Source organism: Neisseria sp. HMSC074B07 (assembly GCF_001810355.1).
Lineage (GTDB): Bacteria > Pseudomonadota > Gammaproteobacteria > Burkholderiales > Neisseriaceae > Neisseria.
Genome location: NZ_KV800949.1, coordinates 13561 through 33328, shown reverse-complemented (window position 1 = coordinate 33328; position 19768 = coordinate 13561). Strand labels below are relative to the sequence as shown.

At 50.8% G+C, this 19768-nt stretch carries 19 protein-coding genes; 10 read left to right on the top strand and 9 right to left on the bottom strand.

Annotated elements, in window-relative coordinates:
* Positions 1 to 36: 36 nt before the first annotated feature.
* The 5 genes from HMPREF2726_RS07880 to HMPREF2726_RS07860 all read right to left on the bottom strand — a co-directional run bounded on the left by HMPREF2726_RS07880 (position 37) and on the right by HMPREF2726_RS07860 (position 3959).
* Complete coding sequence (locus HMPREF2726_RS07880) at positions 37 to 345, bottom strand: hypothetical protein (RefSeq protein ID WP_003756802.1); 309 nt, start codon at positions 343 to 345, stop codon at positions 37 to 39.
* Between the two features lie 63 nt (positions 346 to 408).
* On the bottom strand, positions 409 to 1047 hold the full coding sequence (locus tag HMPREF2726_RS07875) for a hypothetical protein (RefSeq protein ID WP_009311772.1): 639 nt from the start codon (positions 1045 to 1047) through the stop codon (positions 409 to 411).
* Positions 1048 to 1057: 10 nt separating this feature from the next.
* Entirely contained in the window at positions 1058 to 2293 is a 1236-nt protein-coding gene (locus HMPREF2726_RS07870; protein ID WP_036529325.1) for a multifunctional CCA addition/repair protein, read from the bottom strand.
* A gap of 193 nt (positions 2294 to 2486) precedes the next feature.
* Positions 2487 to 3446 carry an SPFH domain-containing protein gene (locus HMPREF2726_RS07865; protein WP_070602901.1) on the bottom strand — a complete coding sequence of 320 codons (960 nt, stop codon included), beginning with the start codon at positions 3444 to 3446 and terminating at the stop codon, positions 2487 to 2489.
* A 105-nt stretch (positions 3447 to 3551) separates the two neighbouring features.
* The gene (locus tag HMPREF2726_RS07860) at positions 3552 to 3959 is read right to left on the bottom strand and encodes an NfeD family protein (RefSeq protein WP_070602899.1); all 408 of its coding nucleotides are present in this window, start codon (positions 3957 to 3959) and stop codon (positions 3552 to 3554) included.
* A gap of 180 nt (positions 3960 to 4139) precedes the next feature.
* Here HMPREF2726_RS07860 and ung point away from each other — a divergent pair, with 180 nt between their 5' ends.
* Positions 4140 to 4799 (top strand): uracil-DNA glycosylase, encoded by a 660-nt coding sequence (gene ung, locus HMPREF2726_RS07855; protein ID WP_009311769.1) that lies wholly within the window; start codon positions 4140 to 4142, stop codon positions 4797 to 4799.
* 110 nt (positions 4800 to 4909) lie between these two features.
* Positions 4910 to 5407 carry a YbhB/YbcL family Raf kinase inhibitor-like protein gene (locus HMPREF2726_RS07850; protein WP_003778466.1) on the top strand — a complete coding sequence of 166 codons (498 nt, stop codon included), beginning with the start codon at positions 4910 to 4912 and terminating at the stop codon, positions 5405 to 5407.
* A 58-nt stretch (positions 5408 to 5465) separates the two neighbouring features.
* Here HMPREF2726_RS07850 and lipA read toward each other — a convergent pair whose 3' ends face one another.
* Genes lipA through HMPREF2726_RS07835 form a run of 3 tightly spaced genes read right to left on the bottom strand, consistent with a single transcriptional unit; the run spans position 5466 to position 7337 of the window.
* Positions 5466 to 6452 (bottom strand): lipoyl synthase, encoded by a 987-nt coding sequence (gene lipA / locus HMPREF2726_RS07845; protein WP_003778467.1) that lies wholly within the window; start codon positions 6450 to 6452, stop codon positions 5466 to 5468.
* Positions 6452 to 7069 carry a lipoyl(octanoyl) transferase LipB gene (gene lipB, locus HMPREF2726_RS07840; RefSeq protein ID WP_009311759.1) on the bottom strand — a complete coding sequence of 206 codons (618 nt, stop codon included), beginning with the start codon at positions 7067 to 7069 and terminating at the stop codon, positions 6452 to 6454. Before lipB ends, lipA begins: the two co-directional genes overlap by 1 nt.
* Position 7070: 1 nt before the next feature.
* Positions 7071 to 7337: an HP0495 family protein gene (locus HMPREF2726_RS07835; protein WP_003756826.1), complete on the bottom strand. Its 267-nt coding sequence runs from the start codon at positions 7335 to 7337 to the stop codon at positions 7071 to 7073.
* A gap of 200 nt (positions 7338 to 7537) precedes the next feature.
* On the opposite strand from HMPREF2726_RS07835, the gene lon reads away from it, so the two are divergent.
* The 4 genes from lon (at position 7538) to thrB (ending at position 12336) form a co-directional block, all read left to right on the top strand.
* Positions 7538 to 10000, top strand: a complete 2463-nt coding sequence (gene lon / locus HMPREF2726_RS07830; protein WP_003756828.1) for an endopeptidase La — start codon at positions 7538 to 7540, stop codon at positions 9998 to 10000.
* Between the two features lie 184 nt (positions 10001 to 10184).
* Complete coding sequence (locus HMPREF2726_RS07825) at positions 10185 to 10454, top strand: HU family DNA-binding protein (protein ID WP_003677477.1); 270 nt, start codon at positions 10185 to 10187, stop codon at positions 10452 to 10454.
* Between the two features lie 279 nt (positions 10455 to 10733).
* Positions 10734 to 11267, top strand: a complete 534-nt coding sequence (locus HMPREF2726_RS07820) for an inorganic diphosphatase (protein ID WP_009311758.1) — start codon at positions 10734 to 10736, stop codon at positions 11265 to 11267.
* A gap of 151 nt (positions 11268 to 11418) precedes the next feature.
* On the top strand, positions 11419 to 12336 hold the full coding sequence (thrB, locus tag HMPREF2726_RS07815) for a homoserine kinase (protein WP_070602898.1): 918 nt from the start codon (positions 11419 to 11421) through the stop codon (positions 12334 to 12336).
* 284 nt (positions 12337 to 12620) lie between these two features.
* On the opposite strand, the gene HMPREF2726_RS07810 is transcribed toward thrB, so the two are convergent.
* On the bottom strand, positions 12621 to 13436 hold the full coding sequence (locus HMPREF2726_RS07810) for an RNA methyltransferase (protein WP_070602895.1): 816 nt from the start codon (positions 13434 to 13436) through the stop codon (positions 12621 to 12623).
* Between the two features lie 176 nt (positions 13437 to 13612).
* Between HMPREF2726_RS07810 and HMPREF2726_RS07805 the strand changes: the two genes are divergently transcribed.
* The 4 genes from HMPREF2726_RS07805 (at position 13613) to HMPREF2726_RS07790 (ending at position 19440) form a co-directional block, all read left to right on the top strand.
* Positions 13613 to 14398, top strand: a complete 786-nt coding sequence (locus HMPREF2726_RS07805) for an inositol monophosphatase family protein (protein WP_070602893.1) — start codon at positions 13613 to 13615, stop codon at positions 14396 to 14398.
* A gap of 198 nt (positions 14399 to 14596) precedes the next feature.
* Positions 14597 to 15898 (top strand): TolC family protein, encoded by a 1302-nt coding sequence (locus HMPREF2726_RS07800; RefSeq protein ID WP_009311754.1) that lies wholly within the window; start codon positions 14597 to 14599, stop codon positions 15896 to 15898.
* A gap of 39 nt (positions 15899 to 15937) precedes the next feature.
* Positions 15938 to 18121, top strand: coding sequence for a type I secretion system permease/ATPase (locus tag HMPREF2726_RS07795; RefSeq protein WP_003767962.1), 2184 nt, complete (start codon positions 15938 to 15940; stop codon positions 18119 to 18121).
* 92 nt (positions 18122 to 18213) lie between these two features.
* Positions 18214 to 19440 (top strand): HlyD family type I secretion periplasmic adaptor subunit, encoded by a 1227-nt coding sequence (locus HMPREF2726_RS07790; RefSeq protein WP_003756845.1) that lies wholly within the window; start codon positions 18214 to 18216, stop codon positions 19438 to 19440.
* Positions 19441 to 19768: the final 328 nt, after the last annotated feature.

Here is a 19768-nt window from a genome sequence, read left to right as displayed (position 1 = left end):
GGTTTGCCGTTTTCAGACGACCTTTTTGAAAGGGGTTTAGCCGCGTGTTTCGCGCCAAACGAGGTAATCGCGCAGGGGCGGCATGGGCGGGTTGATGCAGTGGGGGCAGATGCCTGTGGTGTCTTCGTCGTCGCTGTCGATGTGGTAGGCGTTGGGGTCGAAGCGCACCTGCTGCATCACCGCCTGCGCCAATGCCTGCGCCTGAACGACGTCGAAGGTGAATTTTTCGAGGATTTCGTTCAGCAGGCGGATTTCGCCTTCGCTGAATTCTACGCTGTGTTTGAGGATGAGGCGTTGGTAATCTTCGTTGTTGATTTTGGGCAATAAATCGGTCTGAATGGTCATGATTTTTATGGGTGTAACGAAATAGCTGAGAGGCAGATTATAGCGGATATGGCGGCGGCTGTTTCAAAGGTCGTCTGAAAGTTGACGGGCTTTAGCGGATGCTGGGATAAACCTGTTCAATTCAGTATTGATTATCTGAGCATCACGGCTGTCAAAAAAATCGCCGATAAGTATGGTTTTTTCCTGATAATCGAAAGACCATGCGCCTTGTTTGCATTTTTGGATATGTAAGATATTGGGGATATCGTTTTTTGGTTGTTTTATACCATTTTGGTAGTAGTTTTTGTTTGGGTACTCAGCTTCCCTTCCTCTTGCAACAGGAGCTTTGGGAATATTGTCACGAAACTGCCATTCGGAAATTTCTGATAGCGGAAAACTACGCCAACGTCCAATGGAGAACAAGGTGTATCCATGAGACAGGGTATGGTTACGGATCTTGATGTTTTCACGTACGAAAAGTTGCCAGAGAAGGCTGTAAACCAGTGAGCCGACTAGGTAGAAAGTAAAAAGTATATGGATAAGAATTATTATTGGATCAGTGAAATAATGCTCTTCAAGGTAAAACGGCGCGATGCATGTAATAGCAAAGGAAAATATAAGAAATAGAGCGGTAAAACCGATTTCCTGAGAGTCATGTATAACACGCGCAGACACAGTAATGCCGTCGGGCGCGCGTTCGATTTTATAACGTGAGGATGTCATTAAGAGCTTCCTATTTTTCTGTCTGATACGCTTTTTGCAAAGGAGCAATTTTTGCCAGCCGCGCCCGGTCGATTTCTTCGGCGATTAGGTGCGCTTTTTCCTGCGCGCGACATTCGGCGGCGATTTTGCCTGAATCCACTTGGTTGGCGGCTTCGAGTAGGGCGAGCCAGTGCGCGCGTTGCGGGTAGGGGGCATTTTCGCGGTTCAGACGACCTTGTTTGTCTGCAATGCAGACGTTTAAGGCGGCGGCGAAGCGTTCGGGTCGTCTGAAAGCGTCGGTTTTTTTTAGGACGGTTAAGATGGTTTTGTTTTTGAACTGCTCGACTTGGTGGAACATGATGTGCCAACGGCAGACAAGTTCGGCAAGCTCGGCGCAGTGTCTCGGTGCACGCAGCCGCTGATTGACTTCGCGTACGGGTTCGACGCCGGCGAGGTCGTGCCCGTGGTGTTTGGGCAGGATGTCGGGCGGGGTTTTGGCTTTGCCCAAGTCGTGAAGCAGGGCGGCGTAGCGTTCGGGCAGGCTCAGTCCCATATCGGCAGCGCGTTGCAGCGTCATCAGGGTATGGATGCCGCTGTCGATTTCGGGATGATAGTCGGCGCGTTGCGGCACGCCGAAGAGGGCATCGACTTCGGGCAGCAAGACTTTGAGTGCGCCGCATTCGCGCAACACTTCAATCATCCTGCGCGAATTTTTTTCCATCAAACCTTTCGCCAACTCCTGCCAGACGCGTTCGGCAACCAAAGCGTCCGCTTCGCCGTTTTCTACCATCTGCCGCATCAGTTTCATGGTTTCTTCAGCGATTTCAAATCCGTAGCGCGCGGCAAAGCGGGCGGTGCGCAGGATGCGGACGGGGTCTTCGGCAAAAGCGGGCGAGACGTGGCGCAAAATGCCCGCCGCCAAATCCTGTTGCCCGCCGAAGGGGTCGATGATGAGGTCGTCTGAATCCTGCGCCATCGCGTTGATGGTCAGGTCACGGCGCATCAAATCCTGTTCCAGCGTAACGTCTTTGTCGGCGTGGAAACTGAAACCGGCATAGCCCTTGGCGGTTTTGCGTTCGGTGCGGGCGAGGGCGTATTCTTCGTGGGTTTCGGGGTGGAGGAACACGGGAAAATCTTTGCCGACCGGCTGGAAGCCTTGCGCCAGCATGGTTTGTGCGTCAGCGCCGACGACCACCCAGTCGTGGTCTTTGACGGGCAAACCTAAAAGATAATCGCGGACGGCGCCGCCGACGAGGTAGGTTTTGATGGTGTGTGTTTTCTGAGTCATTGAATTGGTCTTTGGTAACAATCAGAATGTCTTGAAGCTTGATCAGGTGGGCATCCTGTCTGCCATCATGTGAATAAAGGTCGTCTGAAAAACGGTTTGGCGAAATCCGCTGTTTATGGTAGCGAAACGCGTTGCACTCGTTTTCAGACGACCTTGTGGCAAAACGTAAGGTTTATTTTGCCGCTTTGTTGCTGTCGATAATCTTCAGTCCGGCTGAAACCAGGCTGCCGATGTCGGCGACGTTGGCAGGCATAATCAGCGTGTTGCTTTCTTTTGCCAAATTGCTGAAGGCGGCGACATATTGCTCGGCAACTTTCAGGTTAACGGCTTCGGAGCCGCCCTCTGCGCGGACTGCCTCGGCAATTTTACGGATGGCGTCGGCGTTGGCTTCGGCAACCAGGCGCAGGGCTTCGGCTTCACCTTGTGCGCGGTTGATGCGGGCGATTTTTTCACCGTTTGACGCGTTGATGGCGGCTTGCGCTTCACCTTCGGACTGTTGGATTTCCGCTTCACGCTGACCGCTGGCAAGGTTGATTTGCTCGATTTTGCGGCCTTCGGATTCGGCGATACGGGCGCGTTTTTCACGTTCGGCGGTAATTTGCGCCTGCATAGAGCGCAGAATTTCTTGCGGCGGAACCAAGTCTTTGATTTCATAACGCAATACTTTCACGCCCCATGCGCCTGCCGCTTCGTCGAGCGCGGAAACGACGATGCTGTTGATTTCGTCGCGCTCTTCAAACGTTTTGTCCAACTCCATGCGGCCGATAACCGAACGCAGCGTGGTTTGGGCAAGCTGGGTGATTGCCATGATGTAGTTGCTGGAGCCGTAAGACGCGAGTTTCGGGTCGGTTACTTGGAAGTAGATGATGCCGTCAACGGTAAGCTGGGTGTTGTCGCGGGTGATACAAACTTGGCTGGGAACGTCCAAAGGCACTTCTTTGAGCGAGTGGCGATAGGCGACGCGGTCAACGAAAGGAATCAGGATGTTCAGACCGGCAGTCAGCGCATTGTGGAATCTGCCGAGACGTTCGACGACGTAAACTTCCTGTTGCGGTACGACGATAAACGACTTGAAGCCGAAAATCACGACGACAATCAGCAGGATGACGGGGAAGCTGTATAGAAATTCCATTGTTTTTCCTTATGCTGTTAGAGCAAAAATTAATATTAATAGATGAATATTTTCAGGAAGGGTGATTAATTCGCCCATAATGAATGCTCCTTTCGATCGTATCGATCAATTTAAACGAATCAGCAAAACATTACCGTTTTTACCGGTAATAACGGCGGTGGAGGTCGTCTGAACGGCGTCGGCATTTTCAGCCTGTGCCTGCCAGTGCGTTCCCCGATAAGAAACTTCATAACAATCGCCATGAAGGCGGCGGAGGATTTGAACGGTCTGTCCGATGTCCAAATCATCGTTCAATTCTTGGCGGGGCGCAGTTTTTTTGAATTTACTGTGTACCACCCAGATACCGACGGCGGACAAAACGGCTGCCGCAGCAACGGCAATCGAATTATTACCGGTCAGCCAATACACCAATCCCGCGCCGAACAAAGCCGCGCTGACAACCAAGAGATACACGGTGCCGATGAATAGCTCGACAATCAGGACGGCGGCGGCAACGATAAACCAAGCAGTCATATAGATTCCTTAAGATTCGGGTGGTACAGACTCAATCATAACGGCACAACGGCTGACTGACAATTCAATCATGACAATATTTTATTTGATGCGTCCGGAGGAAATAGAAGGTCGGCAGAAAAGGCGTCATCTCCATTTTGCTGCGTTATAATCATTTTTCACGATCATGAAGGCATCAATATGCAAACTTGGCACGAAGCAATCGGCTCGGAAAAGTCCGAACCCTATTTCCAACACATCATTGAAACCGTCAAAAAAGAGCGCGGCATGGGGCGGATTATCTATCCGCCTGCCGAAGACGTGTTCAACGCCTTTAAAGCAACCGAATTCGGTAACGTCAAAGTCGTGATTTTGGGGCAAGACCCGTATCACGGCGCAGGGCAGGCGCACGGGCTGGCGTTTTCCGTCCGCGAAGGCATCGCCGTCCCGCCCTCATTGGTCAATATTTACAAAGAGCTGGCGGACGACATCGAAGGTTTCCAAATCCCGCAACACGGCTATCTGCAACATTGGGCGGAGCAAGGCGTTTTGCTGCTGAATACCGTCCTGACCGTCCGTGCGGGGCAGGCGCATTCCCATGCCACTTTGGGCTGGGAACGCTTTACAGATGAAGTCGTCAATCAAATCAACCAAAACCGCGAACACGTCGTCTTCATGCTTTGGGGCAGCCACGCGCAGAAAAAAGGCGCATTTATTGACCGCAGCCGCCATCTCGTCCTTAGCGCGCCACACCCCTCGCCGTTGTCCGCCTATCGCGGCTTCTTCGGCTGCAAACACTTTTCCCGCGCCAATGCCTATTTGCAGGAAAACGGGATAACGCCGATAGACTGGCAGGTATAAAAACAGGTCGTCTGAAAACAGCAGCCATAGCAAACCGGACAATCCACCCGCCGTCTGAACAAGCCTTCCTTTTTCAGACGACCCCTTTCCCAACCCCACAGGAGAACACTATGCAGGTAACGACTTCAGCCATTGTCAACGGCGAATTTGAAGACAAATACGGCAAGCGCGGCAGCCAGTTCAGTCCGAACAATATGCCGACTTACTCCATCCCCTTTGAAATCAGCGGCGCGCCCGAAGGTACGAAATCCTTTGCCGTCGTTTTGGAAGACAAAGACGCCATTACCGCCAGCGGATTCGTGTGGACACACTGGCTGATTGCCGACCTCAAGCGCACCTCCGTTGCCGAAAACGAAAGCCTGACCGCCACCGACTACACGCAAGGCGCAAACAGTTGGGCGAGCCTGTTGGGCAAGTTGGACATCGAAGAAGCCACGGGTTACGGCGGCATGTATCCGCCCAACTGCCGCCACCGCTACGAACTCATCGTTTACGCACTCGACACCGTATTAAACCTGCCGCGCGGCTTCCGCTTCAACGACCTGCATTTCGCCATGCAGGGGCATATCTTGGACAGCGCAAGCGTAATGGGAACGTATGACGTATAAGCCCAAACCGCTTGTTTGACAAAAGGTCGTCTGAAAATTTTCAGACGACCTTTTGTTATCAATGATGGCCGCAACCGCCGCCATGACTTTCGCGTAATGCTTCGGCAGCCTGCTCGTCGGCATGGTAGCTTGAGCGGACCATGGCGCCGATGGCGGCGTTGGTGAAGCCCAGTTCGTATGCTTCTTTTTCAAAGATTTTGAACTGGTCGGGCGTGACATAGCGCAAGACGGGCAGGTGTCCGTCTGAAGGTTGAAGGTACTGGCCGATGGTAATCATCTCGATATTGTGCGCCCGCATATCGCGCATGATTTCGCGCACGTCTTCGTCTGTCTCGCCCAAGCCGACCATGATGCCGGATTTGGTCGGGATGTGCGGCATCATTTCTTTGTAGCGGCGCAGCAGGTCGAGGGAGTGCTGATAGTTGGCACCCGGACGGGCTTTTTTGTACAGGCTCGGATGGGTTTCCAAGTTGTGGTTCATCACGTCGGGCGGGGTTTCGGCAAGGATTTTCAGCGCGATGTCCAAGCGGCCGCGGAAGTCGGGAACGAGGATTTCGATTTTGGTGTTCGGACTGGTTTCGCGGATGGCTTTGATGCAGTCGGCGAAATGCTGTGCGCCGCCGTCGCGCAGATCGTCGCGGTCAACGGAGGTGATGACGACGTAACGCAGGTTCATGGCTTTGACGGATTCTGCGAGGTGTTTCGGTTCGTCGGGGTCAAGCATATTCGGACGGCCGTGTCCCACGTCGCAGAACGGGCAGCGTCGGGTACAAATATCGCCCATAATCATGAAGGTCGCTGTGCCTTTGCTGAAACATTCGCCGATATTCGGGCAGGAGGCTTCTTCGCAAACGGTGTGCATTTTTTGTTCGCGCAAAATGTCTTTGATTTCAAAGAATTTGCGTGACGGCAGTTTGGCGCGTATCCATTCGGGTTTTTTCAGTTTTTCCTGAAGGGGGACGACTTTGATAGGGATGCGGGCGGTTTTGTCCGCGCCTTTGAGTTTGACGCCGCGTTTGGGATCGTCAACTTTGATTTCGCTCATTAATTGTTCGCTTTCGGTGTGAGTTGTGTCTCGAGGTGTGCGGTCAGTTTTTGCGCAACTTCGTCCAAGGTGGGACAGGGTTGGACAAAATCCGCGATTTGTGTCATTTCCATGCCGGCATAGCCGCAGGGATTGATGTGGGTAAACGGGCTTAAGTCCATGTTTACGTTTAATGCCAGGCCGTGATAGACGGAACCGTCTTTGATGCGCAAGCCGAGTGAGGCGATTTTGCGCTCACCAACATAAACGCCGGGGCGTTTCGGGTCTGCCGCCGCTTCGATTCCGTATTCCGCCAAAGTGGCGATGATACTGTTTTCAAGCGCGGAGACGATATTACGGACGCTGGTTTTGCGGCGTTTGAAGTTGATCATGGTGTAGATGACCAACTGACCGGGACCGTGATAAGTGATTTGCCCGCCCCGGTCGATTTGGACGACGGGTATGTCGTCGCGAATCAGAAGGTGCTCCGGTTTGCCTGCCAGCCCTTGTGTAAAGACGGGCGGATGCTCGACCACCCATAATTCGTCTTCGGTATGTTCGTCGCGGGCTGCGTTGAACGCTTTCATGGCTTCGAAAGTCGGTTGGTACTCGACCATGCCTTTCTGCACGATTTTCATATCAGTACACCACTTTCACCATTTCGTGATCGGTCAGGGCGCGGTAGATTTTGTCCAGTTGCTCTTTGCTTTCGACGTTTACTTTAACTGTCGCGCCGGTATAGTTGCCCTTGCTGCTTTGACGGGTGGTGATGTGGTGGGGTTCGGTATCGGGCGCGTGCTGGCGGACGGTTTCCAAGATATTTTTTTCAAATTCGGGATGCGCGTTGCCCATGACTTTGATGGGGAATTGGCAGGGGAATTCGATGAGTGAGGTTTGGTCGGTCATGGCTGACTCCTGATGTGCTGTATGCCGAGAGGTCGTCTGAAAAGTTTCCAGCCTTTCAGACGACCTCGAACGGCGTGTATTTTATCGCAAAAAGTTGCCGATAAAAATAGAAGCGTACATCGGCTTTTTCAAGTCTTGAAATACGCTTTTCCATCCCAATTTAAGCCACATTCCGAATTTATTACCAAGTAGAGAACAATATGCCGACAAAAGAAAAACATTTTGAGGAATACAGCGCACTGGCAACCCTGCCTTTACGCGATGTCGTCGTTTATCCGCACATGGTGCTGCCGCTGTTTGTAGGCCGCCCGAAATCCATTGCGGCATTGGAAGCGGCAATGGCGAATGACGATCCGGTGTTTTTGCTGGCGCAAATCGACCCGAACACCGAAGATCCGACAGCGTCCGATTTGCACCGTACGGGTACGGTTGCGCAGGTTTTGCAGGTGTTGAAGCTGCCTGACGGTACGGTAAAAGTGTTGGTCGAAGGTATCCGGCGCGGCAGAGTGTTGACCATTGAAGAGAGTGGCGGATTGTTCCTGTCCCATGTCGAAGCTGTCGATGAGTATGCGGATGCGGACAATCCCGATATTGAAGCCATTCGCCGCACGCTGCTTACCCAGTTTGACCAATACGCCAAGTTGAATAAAAAAATCCCTGCCGAAATCATCAATACCATCAACGGCATCGATGATAACAGCCGTTTGGTGGACACGATTGCGGCGCATTTGCAGTTGAAACTGGAGCAGCGTCAGCAGATTTTGGAAACCTTCGGCATTATCGGCCGTATGGAGTTTCTGCTTGCCCAGTTGGAATCCGAACTGGACATCATGCAGGTCGAAAAACGCATCCGTGGCCGTGTCAAACGCCAGATGGAAAAATCCCAGCGCGAGTATTATCTGAACGAGCAAGTGAAAGCGATTCAGAAAGAATTGGGCGAAGAAGACGAACGCGGCGAACTGGATGCGTTGGAAGCAAAAATCAAAGAAGCGGGCATGACCAAAGAAGCCGAAGAGAAATGCCTGTCCGAACTGAAAAAGCTCAAAATGATGCCGCCTATGTCTGCGGAATCTACCGTGGTACGCAACTACATCGATACTTTGCTTGAGTTGCCGTGGAAGAAAAAATCCCGCGTCAGCAAAGACATCGCCAAAGCCGATTTGGTATTGAACGCCGACCACTATGGCTTGGAAAAAGTCAAAGAACGGATTTTGGAATACCTTGCCGTCCAAAAACGTATGGACAAGCTCAAAGGTCCGATTCTGTGTTTGGTCGGTCCTCCGGGGGTGGGTAAAACCTCATTGGGCGAATCCATCGCCAAGGCGACAGGCCGTCAATACGTCCGTATGGCTTTGGGCGGCGTGCGCGATGAAAGCGAAATCCGCGGCCATCGCCGTACCTATATCGGCTCTATGCCCGGCAAAATCCTGCAAAACATGGCTAAGGCAGGCGTGAAGAATCCGCTGTTCCTGCTCGACGAAATCGACAAATTGGGCAGCGACTTCCGAGGCGATCCTGCCAGCGCGTTGCTTGAGGTGCTCGATCCTGAGCAAAACAACAAGTTTGCCGATCATTATGCGGAAGTGGACTACGATTTGAGCGATGTGATGTTTATCGCCACATCTAATAGCTTGAACATCCCGACCCCGTTGCTCGACCGCATGGAAATCATCCGTTTGTCCGGCTATACCGAAGACGAGAAAATCAATATCGCCATGCAGTATCTCGTGCCGAAGCAAATGAAACGCAACGGCGTGAAAGAAGGCGAATTGGTCGTCGAAGAAAGCGCGGTGCGCGATATTATCCGTTATTACACGCGTGAAGCCGGTGTGCGTTCGCTTGATCGCGAGATTGCCAAAATCTGCCGCAAGGTGGTGATGCAGATTACCTTGAACGAAGATAAGAAGAGGTCGTCTGAAACCAAAAAAACCAGCAAAGCCAAGCCTAAGGCGGTTAAAGTCAATGAGAAAAACCTGCATGACTACTTGGGCGTGCGCCGCTTCGATTACGGCGTTGCCGAAAGTGAAAACCGCATCGGACAGGTTACCGGTTTGGCGTGGACGGAAGTCGGCGGCGAATTGCTGACTGTCGAAGCCGTGGCGTTGCCGGGCAAGGGCGTGATCCAGTGTACCGGCCAGTTGGGCGACGTGATGAAGGAATCTGTGTCCGCGGCATGGTCTGTTGTCCGTTCCCGTGCAGAATCAGTGGGTTTGGCTCCTGATTTTTACGAGAAAAAAGACATCCATGTTCACGTTCCCGAGGGTGCGACGCCGAAAGACGGTCCGAGCGCAGGTATTGCTATGACTTTGGCGATGGTGTCTGCCTTTACCAAAATTCCGGTGCGCGCCGATGTGGCGATGACAGGCGAAATCACTCTGCGCGGCGAAGTTTTGCCAATCGGCGGTTTGAAGGAAAAACTGTTGGCTGCTTTGCGCGGCGGCATCAAACACGTCCTGATTCCGAAAGACAACGTCAAAGACTTGGAAGAAATCCCTGAAAACGTGAAAACCGGCCTGACCATCCATCCGGTCAAATGGATAGACGAAGTCCTTGCTTTGGGCTTGGAAAGCCAGCCGACACCTTGGGTTGCGCCTTTAAGTACCGAAGAGGCGCAGGTTGAAGCCGCCAAGCCTAAGTCAAGGGCGAAAGCGACCAAACACTGATTTTGTAAAAAATGTGTTGCAAAAGATGCGGGTTTGCCTTGAAAGCCTGTAAAATAGGGCAATTCCGCATTTTTTGCTTGACACGGTATTTTCAGAATTGCTATAAAGCGCAAAGGTACTCAAAAGTACGAAGCCCCGAGTATTCGGGCATTTCATTATTTTCAACGATAGGAAGGGACTGATTGTGAATAAGTCTGAATTGATCGAAGCAATTGCTCAAGAAGCCGGCATTTCTAAAGCTGCCGCCCAAAAAGCTCTGGATGCCACTACCAATGCTGTAACCAACGCTCTGAAAAAAGGCGACACCGTAACTCTGGTCGGTTTCGGTACTTTCTACGTTGGCGAACGCGCAGAACGTCAAGGCCGCAACCCTAAAACCGGCGAGCCTCTGACCATCGCTGCTGCTAAAACTCCTAAATTCCGTGCCGGTAAAGCATTGAAAGATGCCCTGTAAGCATAGATAGGCATTAAGCCTGATAAAAATCGACTCTGATATAGGAGTCGATTTTTATTTTGTGCTGTTTTTGTACATTTAACATAGAAATAAATCTAGAAATAAATCGAATAAAATTTGTGAGCAATGCTGCCTTGTGCCGTTATGTTCATGGTTTTGAGATGTTCGGAAGAATTTTGCCGTCATGAATTAGGCGGAAAGCGAGACATTTCCAGAAATGTCTTTTGTTTGTTATACTTTCGGCGTTTAACTTTTGCAATTGTTTATAAGGAGCGCAAAATGGCAGATTTTAATAAAATCTTGACGCCGGGTGATGTCGATAGCGGCATTATTAATGTTGTGAACGAAATTCCTGCGGGCAGCAATCATAAAATCGAATGGAACCGCAAATTAGCGGCTTTCCAACTCGACCGTGTTGAACCTGCAATTTTTTCCAAACCTACAAACTACGGTTTTATCCCTCAGACTTTAGACGAAGATGGCGATGAATTGGATGTCTTGTTGGTGACAGAGCAGCCATTGGCTACCGGCATTTTTCTGGAAGCGCGCGTCATCGGCGTGATGAAATTTGTTGATGATGGTGAGGTTGACGATAAAATCGTTTGCGTTCCTGCCGACGACCGCAACAATGGCAATGTGTACAAAACATTGTCTGATTTGCCGCAACAATTAATCAAGCAAATCGAATTCCATTTCAACCACTACAAAGACTTGAAAAAAGCAGGTACGACCAAAGTCGAATCCTGGGGTGATGTTGAAGAAGCGAAACAAGTCATTAAAGAATCGATTGAGCGTTGGAATAAACAAGCTTAATTGAGATCAACAAGCAAAAGGTCGTCTGAAAATATTTTCAGACGACCTTTTTGTTTTTTATGACTATGGCGCGAGCTTGGCGTTTGCCTGTTTGGCAGGGGAATTTTTTGGTATGATTGCCCCTTATATTTTCTATTGATAGGTTTGCACTATGTCTGTCTATACAAGTGTTTCTGATGAGGAAATGCGGGCGTTTTTGACCCAATACGATTTGGGCGGTTTTGTATCGTTGCAGGGAATTGCGCAGGGGATCACGAACAGCAATTATTTTTTGACCACCACGACGGGGCGTTACGTTTTAACGGTATTCGAGGTATTGAAGCAAGAGGAGTTGCCGTTTTTTCTGGAATTGAGCCGGCATCTGAGTAGCAATGGCGTGGCTTGTCCTGCTCCGATTGTGCGCAAGGATGGTAGGCTGGATTCCGTCTTGGTGGGCAAACCTGCCTGTCTGGTTACTTGTCTGAATGGCTCGGATACCGGCTGGGCAACGGAAATGCAATGCTTCAATACAGGGGCCATGTTGGCAAAAATGCATATTGCCGGACAAAGTTTCCCGCAAAAAATGGCTAATCCGCGTTACGACCGTTGGTGGCATGATGCTTGCAGTCAGCTTTTGCCGGTATTGAGCGAAGATGACGCGGCTTTGCTGCAAAAGGAGATTACTGATTTAGATGGTAATCTGGGTAATCATCTGCCTTCAGGCATTATCCATGCCGATTTGTTTAAGGATAATGTTTTATTGGATGGGGAGAAGGTGGCGGGCTTTATCGATTTTTACTATGCCTGCAACGGAAATTTTATGTACGACCTGGCTATTGCTGTCAATGACTGGGCAAGAACAGCGGAGAATAAGCTGGATAGTTCCTTGCAAGATGCTTTTATCAGGGGGTATGAAAGCATCAGGCCTTTGTCTGATGAAGAACGCGAATATTTCCCGATTGCCCAAAGAGCGGGTTGTATCCGGTTTTGGGTGTCGCGTCTTGTAGACTTTCACTTTCCGCAAACCGGTGAAATGACGTTTATTAAAGATCCCAATGCTTTTAGAGATTTGTTGCTGAGTTTGAATTGATACATATGCAGGTAGTGAATTAATACTTGGTATTTGAAATGTAATATATAGTGGCTTAACTTTAAACCGACGGCGTTACCTCGCCTTAGTTCAAAGAGAACGATTCCTCTAAGGTGCTGAAGCACCAAAGTGAATCGGTTCTGTACTATCTGTACTGTCTGCGGCTTCGTCGCCTTATCCTGATTTAAATTTAATCCACTATATATTTGGTCTTAAAACTGCACCCGAAGCTGGATGGTATGTCTGACTTTTAGGGTGCAGTTTTATTTTTCAGACGACCTTTTTCAGTCTTTCTTCTTCAAGCGATGGCTGACGGTATTGAAAAAGCCGCGCAGGATGTCGATGTCTTCGGTTTGCGTGTTAGCGCGGCCGAACAGGCTTTGCATACGGCGCATCAGGCGTTCGCTGTTGCGACGGTTGAAGAAGCCTATATCGTCCATGACGCTTTCCATGTGGGCGACCATGCCTTTGATTTGCTCGTGGGTGGCGGCGTGGTCTTCCTGTTGCAGGTGGGTCATGGGTATATCGGTCTGACTGAAGATTTCGTAACACACGACCTGAACGGCTTGGGCGAGGTTGAGCGAGAAATAGTCGGGGTTGCCGTTGATGGTCATCAGACGGTTGCATGCCTGCACTTCTTCGATGCTCAAGCCAAAGGTTTCGTTGCCGAAGACGAGGGCAACTTGTTCTCCCCGTTGTGCCGCCTGCAATAATTCGGGAACCAGTTCGCGCGGGGTTTGCAGCGGCGCGGTGATTTCGCGGCGGCGGCTGGTAAGGGCGCAGGCGAGCGTGGTGTCGGCGAGGGCTTCGTCGAGTGTGGCGGCAATTACGGCGTTGTGCAATACGTCTGCCGCGCCGGAAGCGAGGATGAAACTTTCCTCCGGCAGTTGGAAATCTTGCGGGTTTTCGGGGTTGAAAACGGGCGGTTGCCCGGTCATCGGCGTGGACATCAAATTCGGGGCGACAATGGTGAGTTTATGCAGCCCCATGGTTTTCATGGCGCGGGCTGCAGAGCCGATATTAGCAGGATGGCTGGTGCGGGTGAGGATGATGCGGATGTTGCCGAGATAGTCGGGCAATTCGGGCTTGGCTGAAGTCATGTTTTGTTTTCGGTTTGTTCGGGAATCGGGTATAATACGCCATCTTTTTGTTTTCAGACGACCTTTCGCCTTTAGAGGTCGTCTGAAATGTTCTTTAACAACGTCGGAAACGTACAAACGTTGCGTTCGGTGCAGATGCGCCGGACGGTATTTTACCTGATTTAGAAAGAAAACCCATGAATCCGTTTTTAAATACCGCTTTCAAAGCCGCCCGTAAAGCCGGGCAGATGATGATCCGCGCAAGCGGCAATCTGGATGCCGTCAAAGTTGACAGCAAGGCATTCAACGACTTCGTTTCCGACGTTGACCGCAATTCCGAGATGATTTTGGTGGAAGCGCTTAAAGAAGCCTATCCGCATCACAAAATCACTTGCGAAGAAGGCGGTTCTCACGGCAAAGCCTCCGCAGAATACGAATGGATTATCGATCCGCTCGACGGCACGACCAACTTCTTACACGGCCATCCCCAATACGCGATTTCTATGGCGCTGCTGCACAAAGGCGTGTTGCAGGAAGCTTTGGTGTACGCACCTGAACGCAACGATGTTTACATGGCTTCGCGCGGAAAAGGCGCGTTGCTCAACGACCGCCGTATCCGCGTTTCTTCCCTCATTGAGTTGAACCGCTGCTTGATCGGTACCGGCTTCCCTGTTGTCGACCAAAGCATGATGGACAAGTATCTGGCTATTTTGAAAGACTTTTTGGCAAAAATGGCCGGAGGCCGCAGAGAAGGCGCGGCTTCGTTGGATTTGTGCGCCGTGGCGGCCGGCCGTTTGGACGGTTTCTTCGAGTTCAACCTCAAACCTTGGGATATTGCCGCAGGCGCGCTGATTGTGCAGGAAGCCGGCGGTATCGTTACCGATATGTCCGGCAATGAAGGCTGGCTGGAAAGCGGCGATATTGTGGCAGCCAATCCGAAAGTGCTGGCGCAAATGTTGCAAATCATTAGCGGACATCTGTAAACAGGAGGTCGTTTTCAGACGACCTTTTGCTCGTTTTTAATACGGTGTCGTGATTTAGCAATGGTAGGAATATCATCTGTGTTACTTTCAGGAGCAGATAACTACCTTTTATCGCAATCTGAAAACAGGGATTCCGATTAATGATAATATGCTCAAAGAATTGATTTGCAACAGGCAACCCCTCTGCCAATCTGATAAATGACGAACCGTATTGTTGTGAATAATATGAAGAAAAAATCTTTTTTGAATCGTCCCAAGACATCCGTTTTCCGCACCGGACAAATTGCTGCCGCGGTGTGCGCGGCAGTATGCGCGGCAATGGCGCAGGCTTATCCTTTGCAGGCTATTTTAAGGGATGCCATGGTGTCCGACCCGATTGTGAAGGAAGCGAAAGCAACCGAAGATTCGGCCAAAAGTACGACGAAGGCTACCCGTGCGCGCCATTATCCCGTATTGACGCTGACGGGTACCAAAGTTTTGGCGCAGAAAAACAAATATTCCAGCAACGATATGAATGACGGTGTCGGCATACGCGGAACTTTGAATGTATATTCATGGGGCGCCATCAATGCGGCAGTACGGCGCGATAAAAACAGAGAGCAATACTACCATCATCGTTATTTCGAAAATCAGGAACGTCTGGGCAGCGACATCGGCAAACTCTATTTGACCGCATTGCGCGCGAAAGAAATCCTGCGCATCAACCGTCAGAGCTTGGTCCGACACAATAATCTTCTGAAGGATTTGAACATTATTGTGAAATACGACAGCGGCCGCCGTTCCGAACTCATTGAAGCGCGTGCGCGCCTGTTGCAGGTCGAGTCATCCATCGCGCAACAACAACGTACGATGGAGTTGGCGTTGAGCCGTTTGTCCCGCTACACCGGACAGCAGTTGACGGCAGAGGATTTGGAAGATCCGTTTGCCAACGACAGCGCGGAATCATTGGTCCGCCGTTTCAAAACCGCCGATAACAATACCAATCCTTCCTATCGGGCGCAGGTGGCAGAACGCGACAGCGTGAAGGCAGATTTGGACGTTTCCAAAGCAGAACGCCTGCCCGCCGTGAATCTGGAAGGTAATGCGAACCGCGACAACAGACAGCTTTATTTAAATGTGGCATGGAATGTCTTGGACGTTGCCGCGCGCCATAATGTGCAGAAAAATGCCGATGCACTGATTGCCGCCGAATCGAAATCCGAGCAGATTATGCGCGATATCACCGAAAAAACCCAAACCGCCGAAATCGACATGCGCGAGAGCGAACGCCGTGCTGATATTGCCGCGCAACATATTGCCGCCCAAAAGGACGTGGTTAAAACTTACGAGCTGCAATTTAAAATCGCCCGCCGCACGCTGACCGACGTTTTGGGCGCATACAACGAATTGTCCAGCATTGAGCAGGAAAACATTTCGGCGCGCAATGACTTCCGCGATGCCGCGTTGGATTATCTGGCTGCGCAGGCGCAAATGGCGAATTGGGCAGGCTTGAAGCAATAACATAAAATCTTAACATCATTACTCATTACGCGAATTATCATGAAAGCAATTATTGAACATATTGTGTTGGTTACCCGTCTCTTAGGGGCGCCTGTGTCAGAAGCCGCGCTGACGGCAGAGGTGGTGCGGGATAAAAAACTCAATGTTAACTATCATTCCCTCGTCGAAGTCTTGCGCAGCCACGGCTTTGAAAATACATTGTCCAAGCGCAATCTGGAAGACATTCCATCGCTTGCCGTTCCTGTGATGATCATTCTTCACAACGAAGAGGCTGCCGTTATTACTAATATCGAAGGTTCGGGTCGAAACAGAAAATATCATATCCGTCAGGTAGATGGCTTGGAGCAGCAGCTTGATCATGACCAGCTTTCCGGTCTGTATCTGGGTTACTGCTGGTTTATCAAGCCCAAAATGGCAGCGGACACGCGTTCCGAACTGCCTGAATACCACCTTCCCAAAGCATGGTTTTGGAAAGTCATTTGGCGTTTCCGCAGCTATTACTATCAAGTGATTTTGGCGACTGTCATCATCAACTTCCTCGCCTTGGTCAGCTCGTTGTATGTCATGAACGTGTACGACCGCGTCATTCCCAACCAAGCCTATGAAACCCTGTGGGTTTTGAGTATCGGCGTTGTCCTCGCCATTTTGTTCGAATTTGCCGCCAAGATGATACGCGGCCATTTGACCGACATCGCCGGTAAAAAGGCCGACCTGATTATCAGCTCTGCCTTGTTCCGCCGCGTGATGGCATTGCGCCTTGCCGACCGTCCCGCTTCGTCCGGCTCATACGCCAACAACCTGCGCGAATTTGAATCCGTACGCGAATTCATGACCAGCGCGAGCCTGTTGACTTTGGTGGACTTGCCGTTCTTGTTGCTGTTTATCTTTGTTATTTCGATAGTCGGCGGCAAACTGGCATTGGTTCCTTTGGCGATTATTCCGATTGTCGTCATTGTCGGCTTCATCGTCCAGCGCCCCTTGTCGCGCCACATTAACGAATCCATGAAAGAAAGCTCGCAACGTTCAGGCCTTGCCGTAGAAGCCATCGAAGGCATCGAAACCCTGAAAACCAACAACGCGACTTCATGGGCGCAACAACGCTGGGACGAGTACACCGCCAAAACCTCCGCTTCATCCATCAAAGTAAAAGATACCAGCAACTTCATGGTCAACTTCGCCGTTGCCATGCAGCAGCTCAATACTGTCTTTTTGGTCGTTGTCGGTACCTATCTGATTCATGCCGACAACCATGCGGAACGGATTACCATGGGTGCGCTGATTGCCTCCGTCATCCTGTCCGGCCGCGCGTTGGCGCCGTTGGCCCAAGTTGCCGGCCTTGCTACCCGCTTCCAACAGGCGAAGCTAGCGTTAAGAGGCGTGAACGACATTGTTTCCCGTCCGATCGAACGCAGCCCCGAACGCAAATACATTACCTTGGATAACGTTCAAGGCAATATCGCCTTTGAAAACGTAACGTTCAAATACAAAAACGAAAGCAACAACGCAGTTGACGAGTTGCGTATCAACATCCGACCCGGTGAAAAAGTCGGTATCCTCGGACGTATCGGCAGCGGTAAAAGTACCATGCTGAAACTGGCGAGCGGTCTGTACGATACCGAAAAAGGCAACGTAACCCTCGACGGCGTCGATATGCGCCAACTTGATCCGAATTTCCTGCGTAACCAAGTCCTCCTGTTCAGCCAATCTCCACGCCTTTTCTTGGGTACATTGCGCGAAAACATGGATTTGGCGCGTACCGACAGCTACTCGACCGACCAAGACCTACTGACTGCACTCAAACGTTTCGGTCTGGACCAAATCATCCGCAACCACCCGAGAGGCTTGGATATGCCTTTGGGTGAAGACGGCTTGGGTCTGTCCGGCGGTCAAAAACAAATCATCGCCCTAGCACGCATGACGCTGCGCGACCCCAAAGTGGTTCTTTTGGATGAACCGACAACCAGCCTCGACCAAGGTACCGAACGCATGGCATTGAACGCGATTGCCCACTGGGGACGCAACCGCACCATGCTCTTGGTCACCCACCGTCCACAAGTGCTACAAATCGTTAACCGCATCATCGTAATGGAAAACGGCAAAGTCGTTATGGACGGCCCGCGCGATTTAGTGTTGCAAAAACTGATGCAAAACGAGCAAAACAAAGTCAAAGCAGCACAACAAGCGCAGGAAAACCAACGTCCCGGCGAAGCGGCGCAAGCATGACGAAAAGGGAAAAGGTCGTCTGAAAACACAAGCAGAAAGCGTTTCAGACGACCTCTTTGAAAACAACAAACAGATACCGAAGATTCATCATTATGAGCGAAAACAACGTTAAATCCAAAGACCTGCATCTCATTAACGATTTGAATGCAGCCTTGCAAAAAGAAAAACACAGCGGCCAATTTTGGGTCATCATCCTGTTTTTCCTGCTGCTCGTCGTCTTTGTCGTATGGGCATACAACAGCACCGTCGAAGAAGTAACCCGCGGCAACGGCAACGTCATCCCCAGCAGCCGCGAACAAGTCATCCAAAGCCTGGACGCCGGTGTCATTACCCAAATGATGGTTAAAGAAGGCGATTTGGTCGAAAAAGACCAAATCCTGCTGAAGCTCGACGATACGCGCAGCCTTGCCGTATTGCGCGAGAGCGAGGCCAAAGTCCAAAACCTCGAGGCCACCATCGCCCGCCTGAAAGCCGAAGCTTACGGCGGCAAACTCACGTTCCCCAACAGCGTCAGCCCCGAACTCCGCCGCCGCGAAACCGCCGCATATAACGCCCGCCGCCAAGCCATGACCGATGCCGTACAAAGCCTGGTACAAAGCAAAGCGGCGCTTGACCGCGAAATCGCCATTACTGCACCTATGGTGGCACAAGGCGTCATGTCCGAAGTCGAACTCCTCAAAATGCGCCGCGAATCCAGCGATCTGACCCTGCAAATTGCCGAACGCCGCAACCGTTACAGAACAGATGCCAACAACGAACTCGTGCAATCCGAATCCGAGCTGGCGCAATCCAAAGAAAACATGGCAATGCGCGCCGACCCGGTTGACCGCTCCCAAATCCGCTCCCCCATGCGCGGCATCGTCAAAAACATCAAAATCAATACTATCGGCGGCGTAGTCAACCCGGGCGAAGAAATCATGCAAATCGTCCCTGTTGATGACAAACTCCTTGTCGAAGCCTATATCCGTCCGCAAGACATCGCCTTCGTTCGCGCAGGACAGCCTGCACTGGTCAAAGTCAGCGCATATGACTACTCCATCTACGGCGGATTGGAAGGCAAAGTTACCCTTGTCGGCGCAGATACCGTCAGCAACTCCATGCAAAGCCGTGCCAACGATCTGAAGCTCGATCCCAACCAAGTTTACTACCGAGTCATCGTCCAAACTGAGAACAACGCCCTGAAAGACAAAAACGGTAAAGACATGCCGATTATTCCGGGCATGGTTGCCACAGTGGACATTAAAACCGGTGAAAAAACCATCTTCCAATACCTGATCAAACCGATTACCCGTATGAAACAGGCATTGAGCGAGCGTTAATTTTCCGAATCAAACTTGCTTAACAGTCAAAAGGTCGTCTGAAAAACTGGGCTGCGTCCAAATCTTGGACGTTCATAAAACCCTATTTAGGCGCTCTATATAAGCTGGGTTCTGTATACGACAGGGCCCAGCTTTTTTCACTTTCAAACTGTAACGCTCCCAGATGCAGTAATCCATACAATCATATTCGTCCACCGTCAATTCTTCTGAACGGTAGGAGCATTTCGTTTAATACCGCAAAGAAGCTCTCCATTTGCGTATTGTCCCACCAGTTTGTCTTGCGAGACTGTATAAATAATGGGATGCGGTTTGTTATTTGAAGCGTAAC

What these genes read in the sequence shown, in the direction of transcription:
- HMPREF2726_RS07820 (WP_009311758.1), top strand. Translation starts at nt 10,734, where the DNA reads ATGGCAGATTTTAATAAAATCTTGACGCCGGGTGATGTCGATAGCGGC.
- HMPREF2726_RS07800 (WP_009311754.1), top strand. Translation starts at nt 14,597, where the DNA reads ATGACGAACCGTATTGTTGTGAATAATATGAAGAAAAAATCTTTTTTG.
- HMPREF2726_RS07835 (WP_003756826.1), bottom strand. Translation starts at nt 7,337, where the DNA reads ATGACCGACCAAACCTCACTCATCGAATTCCCCTGCCAATTCCCCATC.
- HMPREF2726_RS07860 (WP_070602899.1), bottom strand. Translation starts at nt 3,959, where the DNA reads ATGACTGCTTGGTTTATCGTTGCCGCCGCCGTCCTGATTGTCGAGCTA.
- lon (WP_003756828.1), top strand. Translation starts at nt 7,538, where the DNA reads ATGCCGACAAAAGAAAAACATTTTGAGGAATACAGCGCACTGGCAACC.
- HMPREF2726_RS07810 (WP_070602895.1), bottom strand. Translation starts at nt 13,436, where the DNA reads ATGACTTCAGCCAAGCCCGAATTGCCCGACTATCTCGGCAACATCCGC.
- lipB (WP_009311759.1), bottom strand. Translation starts at nt 7,069, where the DNA reads ATGAAAATCGTGCAGAAAGGCATGGTCGAGTACCAACCGACTTTCGAA.
- HMPREF2726_RS07795 (WP_003767962.1), top strand. Translation starts at nt 15,938, where the DNA reads ATGAAAGCAATTATTGAACATATTGTGTTGGTTACCCGTCTCTTAGGG.
- HMPREF2726_RS07865 (WP_070602901.1), bottom strand. Translation starts at nt 3,446, where the DNA reads ATGGAATTTCTATACAGCTTCCCCGTCATCCTGCTGATTGTCGTCGTG.
- HMPREF2726_RS07790 (WP_003756845.1), top strand. Translation starts at nt 18,214, where the DNA reads ATGAGCGAAAACAACGTTAAATCCAAAGACCTGCATCTCATTAACGAT.
- HMPREF2726_RS07850 (WP_003778466.1), top strand. Translation starts at nt 4,910, where the DNA reads ATGCAGGTAACGACTTCAGCCATTGTCAACGGCGAATTTGAAGACAAA.
- lipA (WP_003778467.1), bottom strand. Translation starts at nt 6,452, where the DNA reads ATGAGCGAAATCAAAGTTGACGATCCCAAACGCGGCGTCAAACTCAAA.
- ung (WP_009311769.1), top strand. Translation starts at nt 4,140, where the DNA reads ATGCAAACTTGGCACGAAGCAATCGGCTCGGAAAAGTCCGAACCCTAT.
- HMPREF2726_RS07805 (WP_070602893.1), top strand. Translation starts at nt 13,613, where the DNA reads ATGAATCCGTTTTTAAATACCGCTTTCAAAGCCGCCCGTAAAGCCGGG.
- HMPREF2726_RS07875 (WP_009311772.1), bottom strand. Translation starts at nt 1,047, where the DNA reads ATGACATCCTCACGTTATAAAATCGAACGCGCGCCCGACGGCATTACT.
- HMPREF2726_RS07880 (WP_003756802.1), bottom strand. Translation starts at nt 345, where the DNA reads ATGACCATTCAGACCGATTTATTGCCCAAAATCAACAACGAAGATTAC.
- thrB (WP_070602898.1), top strand. Translation starts at nt 11,419, where the DNA reads ATGTCTGTCTATACAAGTGTTTCTGATGAGGAAATGCGGGCGTTTTTG.